This window comes from Prosthecobacter sp. GW821-HT29F12 (genome assembly GCF_058803405.1).
Map to the genome: position 1 here is coordinate 2,316,444 of NZ_CM179517.1, position 17,655 is coordinate 2,334,098.

Consider the following 17,655-nt stretch of genomic DNA (forward strand, 5'->3'; position numbering starts at 1 on the left):
AAGTTTCACCCCCTTTCATGGCTCAAACATCCCCCCATTCTCGATTTGCCTGGCTCACGCTTGGCCTGCTGACGGCGTACGCTCCTGCCGCCGAGCATCCAGGTGCCGTCATTTACCAAAAGATGTGCCAGGAGTGCCACGGGGCCAAAGGCCAGGGCGTGAAGGACAAGTTTGACGACCCCCTCACCGGCGATCTCACCCTTGATGCGCTGACGCGCAAAATCGAACGCACCATGCCGGAGGACAAGGAAGGCACCTGCGTGGGTGAAGATGCCAAACAGGTGGCCGCCTACATCTATGAGTCTTTCTATTCCGCCGCAGCACAGGCTCGCAGCCAACCACCAGATCAGGACCTTAGCCGCCTGACCATCTCTCAGTATCGTGCTTCAGTGATGGACCTCATCGGGCGCTTCCGCATGGGCCCGGGATTTGACCGCCCCGTCAATGCCGAGGCAGGCCTGAAAGCCAACTATCGCGGCGTCGAACTGCCAAAACCCGGCGAGCCAGTCGTGGATACCACGCCGAAAGACGACATCAAAGCCAAGCGCCCAAACTACAAGTTTGAGCGTGTCGATCCGCAGGTGGCGTTTCACTTCGGCGCAGGCAGTCCGGACAATGCGAAGATGGAAGCCGAGCAGTTTCAGGACACCTGGGAGGGCAGCTTGGTGGCCGAAGAAACGGGCGTTTACGAATTCATCCTCAAGACCGAAAATGGCGCACGCCTGTGGATCAATGACACCACTGAAAACGACGCCCTGATTGATGCCTGGGTGAGCGCCGGCCCCACCGTGCGCGAGGAAAAGAAAAGCATCTTCCTCGTCGGTGGCCGTGCCTACCGGCTGCGGCTGGATCATTTCAAATTCAAGGAACAGTCCGCCTCCATCGAACTCCTTTGGAAGCCACCCCATGGCGTCACAGAGATCATCCCGCAGCACGCGCTGCGCACCGACCGCCCACGCGAGCTCATGATCGTGCGCACCAACTTCCCCGCCGATGACCGCAGCGTGGGCTATGAGCGCGGCACCTCCATTTCCAAAGGCTGGGATCAATCCGCCACGGAGGCCGCCATCTCCACCGCAGAGCACGTCGAGGAAAACCTGAACGAACTCGCCGGCACCAAAGCTGACGCGCCAGACCGCCTGGAGAAACTCAAGAAGTTCGCCTTCACCTTTGTCGAAGCCGCCTTCTGCCGCCCACTCACAGATGAGCAAAAGCAGCTTTACGTGGAAAAGCTATTCGCCACCGCCAAGAGCCCGGAGCAGGCCGTGAAGCGCATCGTTCTTTTCACGCTCAAATCACCGCAGTTTCTTTACCCCGAACTGCGCGAAAGCGAAAAGCCCGATGACGTCGCCTTTGCCTCACGCCTGGCCCTCACGCTATGGGACTCCATCCCTGACAAAAAACTCATGCAGGCAGCCACGTCAGGCAAACTTCACACGCCCGAGCAGATCCGCGCCGAGGCGCAGCGCATGCTGCCAGACCCGCGCACAAAGGCAAAGCTGCACGGCTTCTTCCACCACTGGCTGGAACTCGAGCGCGCTGAGGGCAACGCCAAGGACTTGAAGATTTTCCCAGGCTTTGACGACAGCGTACTGGCAGATCTGCGCGAGTCGCTGTTCGAATTCCTCGACCAAGTCGTCTGGAGCCCACAGTCCGACTACCGCCAGCTCTTGCAGGCCGATTATCTGCTGCTCAACGACCGCCTCGGCAAATTCTACGGCAAGCCCGTGCAGGGCAGCGACTTCCAGCAGGTGGCGTTTGATCCCAAGCAGCGCGCCGGTGTGGTCACCCATCCATACTTGCTCTCCTCACTGGCTTCCAGCCGTGCCACCTCGCCCATCCATCGCGGTGTCTTCCTCACTCGCAACATCGTCGGCCTCTCGCTCCGTCCGCCCCCCATGGCGGTCACGTTTGATGAGAGCCACTTCAATCCGAAGCTGACCATGCGCGAGAAGATCACCGAACTGACTCGCAACAAGACCTGCATGTCCTGCCACTCCACCATCAATCCGCTCGGCTTCAGCCTGGAAAACTTCGACGCCATCGGCCGCTGGCGCACGCAGGACAACAACAAGCCCGTGAATGCCGCCGGTGAATTTGCCGATGACGAAGGCAAGGTGGTGCACTTGAGCGGCCCACGCGACATCGTGAACTACGTCGCCACCAGCCCCTACGGCCACCGCGCCTTCATCCGCCAGCTCTTCAATCATTTCGTCAAACAGCAGCCGTTGGCCTATGGGCCACAGACGCTGGAGGACCTGCAGAAAAGTTTTGCGGCATCGAGCTGCAATGTGCAGAAGCTTCTCGTCGATCTGACGCTCTTGGCCGTGCTGAATGGCAAGGACATGAGCGCGGCGACGCCGTGATCGTCCTCGATCATTCCATGAGCGTCTGAGAAAGAGGTGATCCGTCAAATCCGGGCGATATCATCAATGCCATCGCATGAACATTCGCCATTGGCAGCGCGGCCAGACTGGGACCAATCATTGGGAGATCTGGTAATTTGGATTACCACTTATCATCTGCGCCCAAAAATGCATAAGCATAGCCTTAGATCGTTGAGGATCACACAACTGTAACAATTATCAGTATGTATAAGGATATGATGTGGACCACATTTTTAGCCAGCCCACATATTGAATGCCTCTGCTGCTACATCACAACACTGACTCGCAAGGCAAACCCACGTCCGTTCTTTATCTCGATCCAAATCGTCTGAATCCAGAGCAGCTGAAAGCTCAGAAAGACCGCTTCACTCTTTGGCACCAGTTCTGTTTCGCATGAGCTCTAAAAACTCATACGTTCATTCGCTCATGGTGCTGCTGGCCACCGCGGTTTTGATGACCGGTTACCAGTTCATCAAGATGTGGTTTTTTCCAAAAATCACCCTCTGGCAGTCGCATGCCATGACGATCGCGGTCTCCAGCAGTCTGGCTGCTCTGGGAGCTTTCTATGTCTCACGCCACAATCAGCGGCTGCATCGCCTCGCCGCCGAGGAAACCTCCGCCCGCCAGCAGGCTGAGGCCGAACGCGAACGCTTCTTCACCCTATCGCTTGATCTGCTGTGCATCACCGGAACGGACGGCTTTTTCAAGCAAGTCAACCCGGCCTTCACCCAGACACTCGGGTACACATCAGATGAAATGCAGGCAAGGCCCATCCTGGATTTTGTCCACCCGGAGGAACATGCCAGCACACTCGTTGAAATGGAAAAACTCAATCGCGGCGAACGAACCATTCATTTTGAAAACCGATATCAGCGCAAAGACCGTTCATGGCGTTGCATTTCCTGGAAAGCCCAGCGAGAGGCCGAACGAGGCCTGACCTATGCCACGGGCCGTGACATCACCGAACAAAAGGAAGCAGACGCGAAGATTGCACGGCTCAACGCGAACTTGAAGCATCAAACCGAACAACTTCTCGAAGCCAACAAGGAGCTGGAATCCTTCTCGTACTCGGTATCCCATGATCTGCGTGCGCCTTTGCGGCATGTTCAAGGCTACGTCGAAATGCTGCAAAAAAACATCGACGGCCAGTTGTCAGAGAAAGCCCGGCGCTATCTCAAAATCATCAACGAAGCGAGCACGGAAATGGGCCAGCTCATTGACGATCTCCTCGCCTTTTCCCGCATGGGCCGCATTGAAATGAGTGAAGGCTCGGTTGAACTAAGCACCCTTTTGCAGGAAGCCCTTCACGGGCTTGAGCCAACGACTCAGAATCGAAACATCGAGTGGAAGATCGCACCGCTGCCCACGGTCACCGGAGATGCGGCCGTGCTCAGGCAGGTGCTGGTCAATCTGGTGGGCAACGCAGTCAAATACACCCGCCCGCGCGATCCGGCACATATTGAAATCGGCACCGCTGGCGAGGAGGATGGACGGCTCATTCTGTTTGTGCGCGACAATGGTGTGGGCTTCGACATGCAGTACGCCCACAAGCTCTTTGGCGTCTTCCAGCGGCTGCATCGCGCGGATGAATTCGAAGGCACGGGCATTGGCCTGGCAAACGTGCGCCGCATCGTTGCCCGGCACGGCGGCCGTGTCTGGGCGGAAAGCAAACCAGGTGAAGGCAGCTCCTTCTATTTCACCCTGAAACGATCAACGAATTCATAGCATTCAACCCGACCCAATCCATGTCACACCTCCAACGAATCCTCCTCGTCGATGACAGTCCACGCGACACTGAAATGGCGCTGGATGCGCTTGCCACTTACAATCTGGCCAATGAAGTGGTCACCCTGCGCGACGGTGCCGAAGCACTTGACTACCTGTACAGGCGCGGCCCGTTCGCAGACCGCACCAATGAACAACCTGCGGTCATCCTGCTCGACTTGAAGATGCCCAAGGTCGACGGACTGGAGGTGCTGCGCCAGATCAAAGGTGACCCGGACCTCAAAGTCATTCCCGTGGTCATGATGACCTCCTCGCGCGAAGAGCAGGACCTGGTTAAGAGCTACCATCTGGGGGTCAATGCATATGTGGTGAAACCTGTGGGCTTCCATGAATTCGTCGAAGCCGTGAAAATGGTCGGCGGGTTCTGGGCGATGATGAACGAACCGCCTCCGTGCAGCGTGCAGCCCAGCCATGAAGTGAGAAAGTAATCGCAGAGCCAGGCCGACACCATGCACGCTCCATCCACGCCCACCCGAATCCTGCATCTCGACGACAGCCTGCGTGATGCCACGCTGGTGGCCGATCTGCTGGATGACAACGGTGTTCGTTGTGAGATCAGCCATGTCATGAGCCGCGGGCCCTATGAGCAGGCATTGGCACAGCGGGGTCATGATTTGATCCTTTGTGACTTTAATCTTCCGGACTTCGACGGCCTTACTGCTCTGATCCTGGCCAGAGCGAGCTGCCCCGACGTTCCGGTCATCATTGTCTCTGGAGCGATCGAGGCCGAAGAAGCGGTCAAATGCCTGAAAGCAGGCGCCACGGACTACCTTCTCAAGCAGCGCATGGAACGGCTCCCTTCGGCCGTCCAGCGTGCCTTGGAAGAATACCATGCGTTGAAACAGCGCAAGCAGGCAACCGAACACATCCGCCGTCAGGCCCGCCTCATCGACCAGGCCACAGACGCCATCTTTGTCTGTGATCAGAGCATGGCCCTGAGCTTCTGGAATCCGGCGGCCACCAAGCTCTACGGCCACACCCAGGCCGAGATCAGCGGAGATTCCGTTTTCCGTGTGATTTTTCGCGAACCCGAGGAGCGAATGAGCGCTATTTTTCAAGAGGTGCTGCGCGCCGGTCAGTGGCACGGTGAGACACGCCAAAAGAACAAAGAAGGACGTGCTCTGGTCGTCTTTTGTCAGCTCACTTTGCTGACTGACGCACAAGGCGTTCCTGACGGCATCCTCGCCGTCAATCATGACCTCACCGAAGCCAAGGCGCTGGAACAGCAGCTGCTTCGTTCACAGCGACAGGAAGCCCTCGGCGCACTGGCGGGCGGCATTGCACACGACCTGAACAACGCGCTGGCCCCCATCATGATGGGGGTGGATCTGCTGAAAGCGAAGTATCCGGGCGCACCCGGCATCGTGGACTTGTTTGACAGCAGCGTCAGACGCGCCGCAGCCATGATCCGCCAGCTGCTTACCTTTGCCAAAGGCTCGGAGGGAGAACGTAGTCCTATCCAGGTCAACTACCTCCTCCAGGAAATGGGGGCCATCGTGGAGTGCACCTTCCCAAAAAACATCACCATCACGGTGGAGCGCCAAAAAAACCTCCCCCCGGTACTGGCGGATGCCACACAGCTTCATCAGGTTCTTTTGAATCTTTGCGTCAACGCCAGGGACGCCATGCCTTCAGGCGGCAAACTTACTCTAATGACAAAGAAGGTGGAAATCAGCAGCGTGCATCCTGGCATGCCCCCCAATGCCAGAGTCGGTCATTTTGTGGCAATCCAAGTGAATGACACAGGCACAGGCATTTCGGCAGAAATCCGCGACCGCATTTTTGATCCCTTCTTCAGCACCAAAACACCTGACAAAGGCACCGGACTGGGCCTGTCCACCGTCATGGGCATCATCAAGGGGCACGATGGTTTTCTTGAGGTGTCCTCAGCCCCCGGCCAAGGGACGACTTTCACCGCTTTTCTGCCTGCCGACACTTCCGCCGCCGAGCCCGAGCAGGCGCATAACAAGAAGATGCCTTTTTACGGTCAGGGCGAAATCATCTTGTTCGTGGACGACGAAACAACGGTTCGGGAGATCGCCCGTGAAGTGCTGCAGCGCATGAATTTCCAGGTCGTGCTGGCCCGGGACGGTCTCGAAGCCTTGGTATGGCTGGCAGAGCATCCGTCTGTGCACGCCGTGATCACCGATTTGCACATGCCGAACCAGGACGGACTCTCCTTTGTGGGCATGCTCAGAAAGATCCTGCCCCAAATTCCAATCATCGTTTCCAGCGGTCGCCTGGAGGATGAGGTCCAGAGCCAATTTAGAGCATTAGGGGTCACCAACTTTCTGGATAAACCCTGTGATGAACACCAGCTTGCAGAAGTTCTCAGCCGCATCTTTGCGCCACCTCCAATGAAGTCCGCTCAGGTCTTTCGGACCCATCCGATCAATGGAATTTCTGAGAGTTCCGCCTCCTTGATGCCCCTGACTGCTTGAGCGCCGAGTGAAGCGGAGAGATCCCCCACTCACCCAAACAGCGGCATCAGCACGCCGACAACCAGGATGAGCAGCAGCACCAGCGCCACCCACCACCAGAGGTTCATGCCCAGCGGTTGCTTGGAGGTCTTGCCGCCAAACTCACGCGCCACGAAGTCATCGTAGTCGAACTCGTCATCCGGCAGATCCAGACCATCCGCATGCGTATCGCCACTCCACCCAGACTTCGCACAGGCTCCACAGTCATCACAAGCGGCGGCTCCTCGGGGCACCCATTCACCACACACCGGACACTGCCCCGGAGGCTTGAACCGGCCGCTCATGGCACCGGAATGGAAGAAGGTTGGCGGGAAAGTGGCCGATCGCTCGCCGCAAAGTGAGCAGGAGAGGTGTGCAAACGGTGGAATGAATCGCTGTCGGCCATGCCGCCAAGATTGAGCAGCGGTGTCCAACCTGCCTGCCGTGACTGATTTTCCAGTGCGCCTCGGCGCAGCGGCGTGAGCATGATCAGCACCACTGCGAGGGTCACGGTGGCTGCGAGCGTCTGGCTCGTGGTTCTGGCACGTTGCCGAGTCATGTTAAATCCTGATTATTAACAAATACGAAATAATGTCAACCCACGAGTTTGCCTGCCCTTTTCGCTTGTTTTCACTCGTTTCTCAGCCAGCGATGCGCAGTGATTTTGATCCTAACCGCAGGTTTTGGCGATGGGCATAACACCGCCGCACGCTCTGTGGCGGAGGCTCTGACCCGTCTGTGCCCCAATGAGAAAATCGAGACCAGCGATCTCATCAGCGAGTCCATGCCTCGCATATCCGATGTGTGCAAAAGCCTGTACCAATTCGCCATCACCCACTGGCCGGCCGGCTGGCGCATGACCTATGACCTTATGGGCAAGCCTTCCGTCACCGGGCCGGACGCCCTCTGGCAGACCGCCATGGTGAACGCTCTCAAAGCGCGCATCAAGCAAGAGCAGCCACGACTGATCATCAGCACTTATCCGCTGTATGCCATCCTGCTTGAGACCCTTTCCAAACAGCAGGCCGTGCCGCCGCTCTGCACCGTCATCACCGACTCCATCAGCGTGAACCGCGTCTGGGTCATGTCTGGCAGCGAACTTTTCTGCGTAGCCGATGACGAAACGAAAAAAGTAGTCGTCGGCTTCGGCGTGCCTGAGTCAAAGATCCGCGTCACCGGTTTCCCTGTGGATCTTGCATTCACAGAGCCCCTGCCCCAGCAGCCGCCGGTTTCGCATGCCCGCATTCTCTACCTGCCCTCCACAACTGGCCGACGCGTCGCTGCCACGCTGGAGGCCCTCAAGCCCCTCTTCCGCAGCGGCGTGAAAATGACCCTGCCCGTGGGCAAGCATGACAGGCGCCTCTACCACGTCCTGCGGCGCTTCACGGACTCCATGCCGCCCGGCACCATCGAGATCATCGGCTGGACCAAGCGCATTCCGGAATTTCTGCGCACGCATGACGTCGTCATCTGCAAGGCCGGTGGTGCCATCCTGCATGAGGTGCTCGCCGCCAAAATCCCCGCCGTCATCGACTACGTGGTCCCCGGCCAGGAGGAGGGCAATGCCGAGATGCTCACCAAGCACGATGGCGGCATCGTCACCAAGACCGCCAAGGAAACCGCCGCCGCCGTCGAAAGCATCCTCACCAACAACAGCGCCGTGGGCCGCCGCATGCGCGCAAACATGGCCAAGATCAGCATGCCCGACGCCGCCGTGCGCACCGCCAAGGCCGCTCTGACCATCGCGACCGCCTGAACTTCGTCCATGGAAACGCCCCCGCCCGTGCCCGTCGTCTGCGCCATCATTGTGCGTGGCGATCACATCATGCTGGCGCAACGTCCGCCCGACAAAAAACTCGGTGGCCTGTGGGAGTTTCCCGGTGGCAAAGTCGAGCCCGGCGAATCCGCCGAGACCGCCCTGCACCGTGAACTTCAAGAGGAACTCGGCTGCACCGTGCACATCACGCAAACCCTCACCCCCTTCGTCCACGCCTATGACTGGGGCAGCATCGAACTCATCCCCTTCATCTGCGAACTCACTCCTGAAAGCCCCGCCCCTCACCCACACGAACACACCGCTCTGGTGTGGGTGGAGCGCTCGCAGTTGCAAAGCTACAATCTCGCCCCGGCGGATGTGCCGTTGCTCACGGGTTTGATGTAGAAGGCACCGGCTTCGGTTTCCCCCACGCACCGCGTTTCCTGGCTTTCGCATCTTTCTCCAGGGCACGCAGATGCGTTTCAAAGTCGAATTCCCCGCGACCATCCGGCATCCACGTCCCCTTGGTGTGAATCCGGCACAGTCCCGCCCTCACCAGCTTTTCAGAGAGTTCCTCGCCATCATCAAAAAAGACCAGCGCATAGGAGCGGGCGCTGTCATAGACGCGCTCCCACCGTGTCTGAATGGTGAAGCGCTGCTCATGCAGCAGTTTCTCAGTGAAGACCTTCGCCTCCAACCCCAGGTGCTCCGTTTGCGGAATGCTCAAGCCCCCGAAATAAGCCGCCTGGTCCTTCAGCCGATTTTTCACCAGCGGATACAACCGCTTTTCCGGGCAATCGACAAAGTACAGCCGCAGCACGTGCTCGCCGCCATCATGCGCGATCTTGAAGCTGTCGCCATCATTGCCTGCATCCTCGACGAGCTGGGCGTCGGCAAGTGCCACAAACCGGCTCTCTGCTTCCGGCGGCTGGGTCGACACCGGCTTGTCACGGTAATGATTCCAAGCCTGCAGCACCGCGAGAGACAGCCACAGCAGCCACCACAAAAATCGCGACCCTCTCGACGACCGCCGTTTCATGTCCCGCGTTTGTTGCCAAACAGATCAATGTGCAGCCTCGGAGAGTAACGCCAGCCCGTGCACTTGCACACCTCCACCAGCCAGGCCTGCCTCGCCTTGAGCGCCTCCTGAGTGATACCCTCCGGCATCAGCAAAATCTTCTCCGGCGGCACCGGCACCCCGATGGACGCCACCACCGCGCGCACTTCTTCCACGTCCGCCTCAGTGGCGACGACAAACTTGAGCTGGTAGTCGTAGCTCTCGCACCACGCACGCAGCACTTCCGGCTGCAGGCGCAGGCTCTCATGCTTCTCCGCCCATGCCTTGCCAGCCTTCGCTTCGCTCGGCGTTGAATGCGCCAGCTTCGGGCTGATGGAGGCCAGATCACACGCCACGCCCTGCGGCGCGATGGTCCCTGCCGTTTCAATGGTGATATGCTTCCCAGCTTCCCGCAGTTGCGCCAGCAGCTCCGGCATCCCTTTCGCCACCATCGGCTCACCACCGGTGACAACGACAAAGCGCGTCGGCTCACGCTGCACCACGGCAACGATTTCCTCCACGCTCATCTCGGTGCCTTCCGGCTTCCACGACGCATACGGTGTGTCACACCACGTGCACCGCAGATTGCAGCCGGAAGTCCGCACAAACACAGAAGGAACGCCTACAAGCGAGCCCTCACCTTGCACGGAATAAAAAGTCTCGGAGATCAGCATGGCTCCAGAGTGTTTCTTGATTTGAAAGGATAACAAACCACCAGCGTGCAGACCAAAACCGAGAACCCCAAATACCCCAGCAGAAGGCTCTGAGAATGTGGATTCCGCCCAACTCCACGCGCCATGATCCAATCCATATAACCCATGCGAATGCCCGTTGAATAAACAAACCATCCAAGCCCAAAACAACACAACGCCGTGGCCAGTGCGAAGCGATGAAATCGGTGGTCCACAAGAGGCTGACGCGAAGCGATCCAAACGACTGGAGTAAAGAGCAAGGAGGCTGTCTGCGGTGGTATTTCACCATGCAGGCCGTCCTCCCAACAATACCCAATGCCCAGAAGGATACCCAAACAGGAAATCATCGCGATCAGGAGTGATACAGGCGAGGACTTAAACTCACCTGGAAAGGCAGCATCGCTCTGATCATGACTCATATCACGGGGCTTTCCACTCCGCCGCATGGCGGGCAAAGGCGGGCGCGGCACGTTGCAGGGCTTCATCAATGTCCGCCTGCGTGTGCGCAAGACTGATGAACCACAGTCCCCGCTCGATGGCGCGCACGCCTTCTTCAAGGAGGCAGCGGCGCAGATGGGCCCAGCGCGGCGCATCCTGACGCAGAGCGTAGTCGCGGTAGTTCGTGATGGGTCCAGCAGGCGCACCAGGCTTGAGCATGGTGGCATGAAAGACGAGGCCGGGCCCCTGCGGCTGCAGCGGGATGTTGTGCTGCGCAGCCAGTTTGCTCAAACCAGCCATCAACTGCTCGCCGAGCGCGATCATGGATGCAGGATGCTTGCCTCCAAGCGCAATGACCTCATCCAGGCACCACTTCGCAGCCGAAAGGCAGAGCGGATTCGCATTCAAAGTGCCCGCATGCACGACTTCGCCGCTCATGATCTTGGCAAACATCTTCTCTTTGCCCACCAGCGCGGCAAACGGCACACCGCCACCGATGGCCTTACCGAGGATCGTCAGATCGGGCGTGAAGCCATAATACGACTGCGCGCAGCCCGCTCCAAATCGAAAACCGGTGATCGTTTCATCCGCGATCATGACGATGCCGTTCTCATCACACAACTCACGGATCGTTTCGAGCATGCCAGCGACCGCAGGCATGCAGCCCGTGTTGCACAGCACCGGCTCAAAGATGATCGCGGCGATCTGATCGTGATGCTCCGCCACCCGCTGACGCAAATGCGCAGGATCATTCCAGCGGGCCACCACAAAGGTGTTCAGCACCTCGGGGATCACCCCTTTGCTGGGATGCAGGCGGGTAGGGTCGTCCTCGGTTCCCCACTGTCCCGGAGGTGGTGCGTAGCCCACAAGTCCCTCATCTCCCCAGCCGTGGTAATGACCTTCAAACTTCAAAATCATCGACCTGCCGGTGTGCGCACGGGCCAGTCGCAGCGCGGAGAGCACCACCTCGGTCGCGCTGTTGTTGAAGCGCACGCGTTCTGCGCCCGGGATCATCTTCTGCAGCCGCTCGGCCACCTCGATCTCCAGTTCGCTCTGCGCAGCCCAGTGCGTGCCTTTGTGCGCCTGGGTGCCAATGGCATTGGCCATTCCTTCCGGCGCGTGACCGTAGAGGATGGCCCCCTGCCCGATTTGGAAGTCGATGTACTCATTGCCATCGACATCGAAAAGGCGCGAGCCTTTGCCGTGGTCAAAGTAAAGAGGCACCGGCACCTCCATCTTGCGGATGCCGCTGTTGACGCCACCTGCGATGCTAAGCTGGGCGCGGGCGAAGAGCTCCGCGGATTTCGGAAAAGTGTAGGACATGGCCGTGGAAGGGTGAAATCAATGCAGCGGAGAACTGTCGTAAATCACCACCCGCTCCCAGAATGTCTTGCACGCCGCCACAAAGCGCAGGTGCTTCGGGCATTCCTTCTGGTAGAACTCATGATCCTTCAGGTCCTTGAAATGCAGCGTCAGCGAGTAGCTGAAGGAGTGATCGCAGACCGGCCGCTTCTCCGTGTCCGCCGGCTTGCCCACAAAGGCATGCACGAGATAGTCGATTTCGAGCAGATGCATCAGCTCCGTCTCGAAAGTGGCGCGTTGTTCCGCAGAAAGATCAGGCTTGAGCCAGAAATAAACGTTGTGAATCATAGTGAGCGCATTGGTACGCGCACAGAGAGTCTGTGCAATCAGCAAAGTCTGGTATGAGGAGGGAACCAGTGTGGAATTTCAGGTGCAGATCGGTTACAGCAGGCGGCCGCCAGCTCATGTGGCAGCGACACTCCGCACAATGCCCTTCTCAATCAGCGAGGCGGGAATGCGTGAGACTTGGGCGCTGGAGCAGTAAACTTGAGTCAGCTTGGCAAGCTGCGACAGCGGCTGAAAGTCGCTGACTTCGGTATTGGAAATGTTCAGCGTAGTCAATTGGGATAGTTGGACCACCGCTGTGAGTTCTTTGAGCGCGGAATGGGAGCAGTCCAGCGCAGTCAGGCCAGGGAGGCGCGACAAAAATTTGAGGTCCGTAATGAGCGCAGCTGAGCAATAGAGCTCGGTCAGATGGATCAGCCCCCCGAGTGCAGCCCAGCCATGCATCAGATCATTGTCGCTCATGGCACGTTCATCTAGGAACTCCACGTGATTTGCCGATCTGCACCAGGCTTTTCTGCTGGAATCGAAGTACCAGCTTCCAAGATTCAGCACGCGCAAATGCGTGAGTTCAAGAAGCTCAAGGGGCGCATCCCGCAGGCCCAGCCTCCCTAGATCCAGAAACCCCGTCTGCTCCTTCGCCTCCTTTTCGATCAATCGGCGGGCCATGTCCAGACCTTCGATCGGAGATGACTCACGCAGTCGCAGCGTCCCCGCCCTCACCCGGTCATGAAGCCACATGGGAAAACTGGCCACGCAGGCACGCTCGCAATCAAGAGTGGCCAATACGGAGAGGTGCTTGAGTGGCTGCAGAGAGCTGACCAGCGTGCGGTGGCAGTTCAGTTCCGTCAGCGCAGTGAGCCGGGACAGGGGGCGCAGATCAGCCACCTTGGTGCCGGCGCAGTTGAGTTTTTCCATGGCGGCATGCCCCGCCAGAGGTCGAAGGTCACTCACCTCAGAGCCGGAGCAGTCCAGCGACTTCAAAGCGCGGAGCCGCGCCAGTGGCTGCAGATTCTTGATGTTGTGGCCTGCGCATCCCAGCGTGGTCAGCGCATGAAGCCCGGAGAGCGGCTGCAAATGGCTGACAAGGGTGCGGTTCAAATTCAGCACAGTCAATTTGGAGAGCTGCGCGAGCGGGCCGAGATCCATGACGTTCGTCGAAGCCAGATTCAGGCTGGTCAGCTCCGCCAGCTTTGCCAGCGGGCGAATATCGCTCAACGGGCTCGAAGAGCAGTTCAATTCCTTCAGCGCCTCAAGTCGCGCCAGCGGCTCCAAATCGGTTATCGACGTCCAGGACAGCTTGAGCGATGTAAGTGTGCGGCGTTTTTCCAGAGGCCGCAGGCTCTCGACTTTCGTTCGTGAGATGTCCAGCGATCCCAGCGCCGGGAGCTTTGCCAGTGGGCTCAGATCCGAGATGTTTGTCTCTGAACAGTCCAGCGTCTTCAGCCTGGAGAGCCGCGCCAATGGCTGCAAGTCGCTGACCTGTATGAAGGAGATGCGGAGAGTTTCAAGTTCACAGAGTTTTGAAAGAGGCCGCAGATCCCGCACGTGGGTAAGCGAGCAGTCCAACCGGCTCAGTGCCGTTAGCCCCCTCAGCGGCTGCAGGTCATGGAGGCTGATCCTGCTGCAATCCAGTGTGGTGAGTGATTTGAGCTTTGCCAGCGGCCTTAACTCGTTGATTTTCGTAAGCGAGCAATTGAGCAACCTGAGTGCGGTGAGCTTCGCGAGCGGCTCCAGAGTTTCGACCTGCGTGCCTGAGCAATCCAGCGTGGTCAAGGCACGAATCTGGGAGAGTGCCTGCAAATCGCTGACCAAGGTGCTGTTGCAGTCGAGCGACTCCAGTCCGGAGAGCTGCGCCAGCGGGCGGAGATCCGAAACCGACGTCAGCGCCACATTCAGCGTGGTGAGTGCGTTGAGCTGCGCCAGCGGCTGCAAATCGCTGATCCAGCTCCGGGAGCAGTTCAAAGCGGTCAGTGACGTGAGGTTTGCCAGCGGCTGCAGATCGCTGATGCGAGTGCGTGAGAATTTCAACCAGTTCAATGAGCGGAGCTGCGCCAGAGGCTGCAGATCGCTGATTTCCGTTTCGGAACAGTCCAGCCAGGTCAGGGCAGCAAGCTGCCCCAGCGGCTGCAAATCCGCGACTTGCGTGACAGAGCAATCCAACTTCTTCAGCGCCGAGAGCCGTGCCAGCGGACGGAGATCGCGGATGGATGTCGCGCTCACCCGCAGCGTGGTCAGAGCCGGGAGCTGGGACAGAGGCTCCAAATCGCTGACGGCAGTGCCGGAGCAGTCCACCTGGGTCAGCGCCTTCATTTCCGCCAGCGGCTGGAGGTTGCTGACGGCGGTGTGGGAGCAGTCCAACTGCACCAGCGCCGTGAGCTGAGTGAGCGGCTGCAGATCGCTGATTTTGGTGTTGGAGCAGCGCAGACGGGCAAGAGCGGGCAGCCGGGCCAGGAGAGTGAGATCGGAGAATTCGGTGCCGCAGCATTGGAGCTCGGTCAGATGCGCCAGCGCCGCGAGATCTTCCCACCCGCGCCGCAAATCATTCCTTCCACACGCATGCGTCTCCGCGGCATATTGCTTTTTTTGCGGATCATAAGCACCGCGGCCTAAAACAAGCACTCGCAGGTGCGTGAGTTTCTGCAGCTGTTCCGGTGCGGCCACGAGTCCGAGCCCGCTCAGATCCAGCGTGCCGGTACGCCGGGTCGCTTCGTCCGCGATGCATTTGACGGCGATGTCGTAACCGCGCGGTGAAGAAAGCGGTGTGATTTTCAGCTTTTCATTCTGCATCCGCTCCACGAGCAAGGGCGGGTAATGGGTGACCAATGTGTGGCGGCAATCCAGTTCATTTAACAAGGGAAGATCCTCCAGCGGAAGCAGGTCACTGACCTGGGTGGAGGAGCAGTCAAGATGGGTCAGTGCCGTGAGATTTTGCAGTGGCTGCAGTGAGGTGATGCAGGTCTCTGAGCACCCCAGACGTCCCAGCGCGGTGTGGCGGGCCAGTGGCTCAAGGGAGCTGACCTGTGTTTTGTCGCAATTGAGGCTGGTCAGTGCGGTGAGCTGCGCGAGCGGCTGCAGATCGCGTATCGGCAGGCCACTGATATCCAGCCAGGTGAGCGCGGTCAGGCGGGCTATGGGCGAGATGTCGCTGATGGCGGTTTCGCCGCACCTGAGCATCGTGAGCGCCGTGAGCTCTGCGATTGGCTCCAGCGAGGTGACCTTGGAGTCGTTGACGTCCAGTTCCGTCAGTGCCGTGTGTCCTGCCAAAGGTGTCAGGTCAGAGATGAACGTGAGCCAGGCGGTGAGCTGAGTCAGCTTGGTGAGATTTTTCAGCGGCCGCAGATCGCTAACCGGCGTGGAGTAACATTTCAACGTGGTCAGGCCGTGGTGCTGAGCCAGGGGCCCAAGATCGCGGATGCCCGTGCAGGAAATGTCCAGCTCGGTCAGTGTGCTGAGATTGGCAAGCGGCTGCAAGGAAGTGACCTGCGTGCTGGCGCACATGAGCATGGCCAGTGAAGTGAACTTTTCGAGCGGCTGCAAATCGCTGACCTGGGTGTGCCAGAACTCCAGACGGGTCAGCGCGGTGAGAGCGGCAAAAGGCTGCAGGGAGTGGAGCGTGACACACGGACAGTAAAGCTCACGGAGATTGACAAGCGCCCCGAGGCTGGACCAGCCTACATCAAGATCATTGTTCCCCAGATCATGCGCCGCCTTGTGCCAGTCATCACACGAGGAGTCATACCAATGGGTGCCTAAATTTAAGACGCGCAGGTGCGTGAGCTGCCGCAGGGCAAGCGGCGCGGCCTGCAAGCCTAGCCCGCCCAGATCAAGAACACCCGTGCGCGCCTCTGCCTCCTGGGCGATCAGCTGGCTGGCGATGACAAAGCCTTCGGGGCGGGATGTGGACGACATGAATTGCGGTCCTCTGGAGAACACGAGGTAGGACAGATGGTCAAGCGGCATCCCGGGAGCGATAGGTCAGCACGGCAGCAAATGGGTTTTCCATCTTCCTTGGACCACACCATGGTAGGCGCGCCTGCCTGGAAAGAAATCACTCATAAATGTGGAATTTTTGCTAACCTCCAGCCCGTTGCGGCGTTAAATAACACAGAAGACATCACCACGGCATTCCTGCCGGGTCGTTTTCACTCCGCGCAAAGGACCATGGCCCCACTGGGAACGACTTAAAGTCCGCGTTGCACGTCACCACGAACAATGCAAACCTAGTACCATCATGAACCCCACATCCATCCTTGCAATCGGTCCTCTCGGCACGCCTGAGATGATCATCATCGGCATTCTCATTCTCGTCCTGTTTGGCGCGAAAAAGCTCCCCACCTTTGCCCGCAGCCTGGGCAAGAGCATGGGCGAGTTCAAAAAGGCCCGCACCGAGTTCGAGCAGGAGCTCCAAAACGCCCAGGAAGAAGTCGAGCGCCCAAAAATCACGCCTCCTCAGGAAAAGCGCCAGCCCGTCGCCAACGTCGAAGATTCCTAGTCGAATCCATCCGCTGGCATGCTGCCACTTTCACAGTTCACGCGGCGGGTCTTGGGACCCGCCGTTTTTTTTGCTCTCGCCGCGCTTCTGTCTGCCGCCGAGCCGGAGCGCCTGACGTTCTGCTCTTACAATTTGAAGAACTGGCTGACGATGGAGCGATCCATCGGCAAACCTCCCACCCCGAAGCCCGAAGCTGAGCGCGCCCAAGTGGTGAAAATGCTGGCCTCCATTCACCCCGACATCCTCGGCATCTGTGAAATCGGCACCGCCGACGACCTGGCAGAGTTGCAGCAGCGCCTTCAAGCCGCAGGCGTGGATCTGCCCTACACCGAACTGGCCCATGGAGGCGATCCCTCACGCCGTCTCGCCCTCCTCTCGCGTTTGCCCATCAAGACACGCAACACGCAAACCGCGCTAACCTATCAAATCGGTGCCCAGACATTGCCGGTTCAGCGGGGTATTCTCGATGTGACGATTGCCATCACGCCCACCTTTGATCTGCATCTCCTGGGAGTGCACCTGAAGTCCATGCGCACGGTTTCCGAGGCCGACCAGGCCGAGATGCGCCGTAATGAGGCACGCCTGCTCCGCCTGCACATCGACTCCATCTTCACCCAGGAGCCCGGTGCCTGCATCCTGGCCTACGGCGACTTCAACGCCCATCGCAACGAGCCATCCCTCGCGGAAATCATGGGCAGCCCGCGATCCGCAGAGACATCCCTGACTGATGTCCTCCTGCGCGATGCCAATGGCGAGGTCTGGACCCATTTCTGGGATACCGCGGACATCTACTCACGCCTCGACTACTGCTTCACCAGCCGCCTGCTGCGGCCACACATCGACACCCGCAACTCCTTCGTACACGCCGACCGCGACTTTTACAAAGCCAGCGATCACCGCCCCCTGGTCCTCAAAATCAGCCCAGCGCCGATTTTGAAATGA

General features: G+C 58.9%; 15 protein-coding genes. 8 read left to right on the forward strand and 7 right to left on the reverse strand.

Annotated elements, in window-relative coordinates; genetic code table 11:
• Positions 1–17 precede the first annotated feature (17 nt).
• From AC3RLQ_RS09475 to AC3RLQ_RS09490, 4 genes are all read left to right on the forward strand, one after another.
• Positions 18–2,366, forward strand: coding sequence for a DUF1592 domain-containing protein (locus tag AC3RLQ_RS09475; protein WP_493036507.1), 2,349 nt, complete (start codon positions 18–20; stop codon positions 2,364–2,366).
• Between the two features lie 414 nt (positions 2,367–2,780).
• Positions 2,781–4,112 carry a sensor histidine kinase gene (locus tag AC3RLQ_RS09480; RefSeq protein WP_493036509.1) on the forward strand — a complete coding sequence of 444 codons (1,332 nt, stop codon included), beginning with the start codon at positions 2,781–2,783 and terminating at the stop codon, positions 4,110–4,112.
• 20 nt (positions 4,113–4,132) lie between these two features.
• Complete coding sequence (locus AC3RLQ_RS09485) at positions 4,133–4,600, forward strand: response regulator (protein ID WP_422320536.1); 468 nt, start codon at positions 4,133–4,135, stop codon at positions 4,598–4,600.
• Between the two features lie 21 nt (positions 4,601–4,621).
• Entirely contained in the window at positions 4,622–6,613 is a 1,992-nt protein-coding gene (locus AC3RLQ_RS09490; RefSeq protein ID WP_493036512.1) for a hybrid sensor histidine kinase/response regulator, read from the forward strand.
• Positions 6,614–6,642: 29 nt separating this feature from the next.
• Here AC3RLQ_RS09490 and AC3RLQ_RS09495 read toward each other — a convergent pair whose 3' ends face one another.
• Positions 6,643–6,936, reverse strand: coding sequence for a hypothetical protein (locus AC3RLQ_RS09495; RefSeq protein ID WP_493036514.1), 294 nt, complete (start codon positions 6,934–6,936; stop codon positions 6,643–6,645).
• Positions 6,933–7,190 (reverse strand): hypothetical protein, encoded by a 258-nt coding sequence (locus tag AC3RLQ_RS09500; protein WP_493036516.1) that lies wholly within the window; start codon positions 7,188–7,190, stop codon positions 6,933–6,935. Before AC3RLQ_RS09500 ends, AC3RLQ_RS09495 begins: the two co-directional genes overlap by 4 nt.
• Positions 7,191–7,289: 99 nt before the next feature.
• Between AC3RLQ_RS09500 and AC3RLQ_RS09505 the strand changes: the two genes are divergently transcribed.
• The gene (locus AC3RLQ_RS09505; RefSeq protein ID WP_493036518.1) at positions 7,290–8,387 is read left to right on the forward strand and encodes an MGDG synthase family glycosyltransferase; all 1,098 of its coding nucleotides are present in this window, start codon (positions 7,290–7,292) and stop codon (positions 8,385–8,387) included.
• A gap of 9 nt (positions 8,388–8,396) precedes the next feature.
• Entirely contained in the window at positions 8,397–8,792 is a 396-nt protein-coding gene (locus AC3RLQ_RS09510; protein WP_493036520.1) for a (deoxy)nucleoside triphosphate pyrophosphohydrolase, read from the forward strand.
• On the opposite strand, the gene AC3RLQ_RS09515 is transcribed toward AC3RLQ_RS09510, so the two are convergent.
• The 5 genes from AC3RLQ_RS09515 to AC3RLQ_RS09535 form a co-directional block, all read right to left on the reverse strand.
• Positions 8,776–9,393 carry a thermonuclease family protein gene (locus tag AC3RLQ_RS09515; protein ID WP_493036522.1) on the reverse strand — a complete coding sequence of 206 codons (618 nt, stop codon included), beginning with the start codon at positions 9,391–9,393 and terminating at the stop codon, positions 8,776–8,778. The two genes, AC3RLQ_RS09510 and AC3RLQ_RS09515, sit on opposite strands and share 17 nt — an antisense overlap.
• A 29-nt stretch (positions 9,394–9,422) precedes the next feature.
• Positions 9,423–10,118 carry a 7-carboxy-7-deazaguanine synthase QueE gene (locus AC3RLQ_RS09520; RefSeq protein ID WP_493036524.1) on the reverse strand — a complete coding sequence of 232 codons (696 nt, stop codon included), beginning with the start codon at positions 10,116–10,118 and terminating at the stop codon, positions 9,423–9,425.
• Positions 10,119–10,556: 438 nt separating this feature from the next.
• The gene (locus AC3RLQ_RS09525; RefSeq protein WP_493036526.1) at positions 10,557–11,897 is read right to left on the reverse strand and encodes an aspartate aminotransferase family protein; all 1,341 of its coding nucleotides are present in this window, start codon (positions 11,895–11,897) and stop codon (positions 10,557–10,559) included.
• Positions 11,898–11,915: 18 nt separating this feature from the next.
• The gene (locus tag AC3RLQ_RS09530) at positions 11,916–12,224 is read right to left on the reverse strand and encodes a Dabb family protein (RefSeq protein ID WP_493036528.1); all 309 of its coding nucleotides are present in this window, start codon (positions 12,222–12,224) and stop codon (positions 11,916–11,918) included.
• Positions 12,225–12,338: 114 nt separating this feature from the next.
• On the reverse strand, positions 12,339–16,130 hold the full coding sequence (locus AC3RLQ_RS09535; protein ID WP_493036530.1) for a leucine-rich repeat domain-containing protein: 3,792 nt from the start codon (positions 16,128–16,130) through the stop codon (positions 12,339–12,341).
• 322 nt (positions 16,131–16,452) lie between these two features.
• Here AC3RLQ_RS09535 and AC3RLQ_RS09540 point away from each other — a divergent pair, with 322 nt between their 5' ends.
• The gene (locus AC3RLQ_RS09540) at positions 16,453–16,713 is read left to right on the forward strand and encodes a Sec-independent protein translocase subunit TatA/TatB (RefSeq protein ID WP_395731087.1); all 261 of its coding nucleotides are present in this window, start codon (positions 16,453–16,455) and stop codon (positions 16,711–16,713) included.
• An 18-nt stretch (positions 16,714–16,731) separates the two neighbouring features.
• Positions 16,732–17,655 carry an endonuclease/exonuclease/phosphatase family protein gene (locus AC3RLQ_RS09545; RefSeq protein WP_493036532.1) on the forward strand — a complete coding sequence of 308 codons (924 nt, stop codon included), beginning with the start codon at positions 16,732–16,734 and terminating at the stop codon, positions 17,653–17,655.

What these genes read in the sequence shown, in the direction of transcription:
- AC3RLQ_RS09475 (WP_493036507.1), top strand. Translation starts at nt 18, where the DNA reads ATGGCTCAAACATCCCCCCATTCTCGATTTGCCTGGCTCACGCTTGGC.
- AC3RLQ_RS09495 (WP_493036514.1), bottom strand. Translation starts at nt 6,936, where the DNA reads ATGAGCGGCCGGTTCAAGCCTCCGGGGCAGTGTCCGGTGTGTGGTGAA.
- AC3RLQ_RS09485 (WP_422320536.1), top strand. Translation starts at nt 4,133, where the DNA reads ATGTCACACCTCCAACGAATCCTCCTCGTCGATGACAGTCCACGCGAC.
- AC3RLQ_RS09500 (WP_493036516.1), bottom strand. Translation starts at nt 7,190, where the DNA reads ATGACTCGGCAACGTGCCAGAACCACGAGCCAGACGCTCGCAGCCACC.
- AC3RLQ_RS09520 (WP_493036524.1), bottom strand. Translation starts at nt 10,118, where the DNA reads ATGCTGATCTCCGAGACTTTTTATTCCGTGCAAGGTGAGGGCTCGCTT.
- AC3RLQ_RS09545 (WP_493036532.1), top strand. Translation starts at nt 16,732, where the DNA reads ATGCTGCCACTTTCACAGTTCACGCGGCGGGTCTTGGGACCCGCCGTT.
- AC3RLQ_RS09535 (WP_493036530.1), bottom strand. Translation starts at nt 16,130, where the DNA reads ATGTCGTCCACATCCCGCCCCGAAGGCTTTGTCATCGCCAGCCAGCTG.
- AC3RLQ_RS09490 (WP_493036512.1), top strand. Translation starts at nt 4,622, where the DNA reads ATGCACGCTCCATCCACGCCCACCCGAATCCTGCATCTCGACGACAGC.
- AC3RLQ_RS09480 (WP_493036509.1), top strand. Translation starts at nt 2,781, where the DNA reads ATGAGCTCTAAAAACTCATACGTTCATTCGCTCATGGTGCTGCTGGCC.
- AC3RLQ_RS09530 (WP_493036528.1), bottom strand. Translation starts at nt 12,224, where the DNA reads ATGATTCACAACGTTTATTTCTGGCTCAAGCCTGATCTTTCTGCGGAA.
- AC3RLQ_RS09525 (WP_493036526.1), bottom strand. Translation starts at nt 11,897, where the DNA reads ATGTCCTACACTTTTCCGAAATCCGCGGAGCTCTTCGCCCGCGCCCAG.
- AC3RLQ_RS09510 (WP_493036520.1), top strand. Translation starts at nt 8,397, where the DNA reads ATGGAAACGCCCCCGCCCGTGCCCGTCGTCTGCGCCATCATTGTGCGT.
- AC3RLQ_RS09540 (WP_395731087.1), top strand. Translation starts at nt 16,453, where the DNA reads ATGAACCCCACATCCATCCTTGCAATCGGTCCTCTCGGCACGCCTGAG.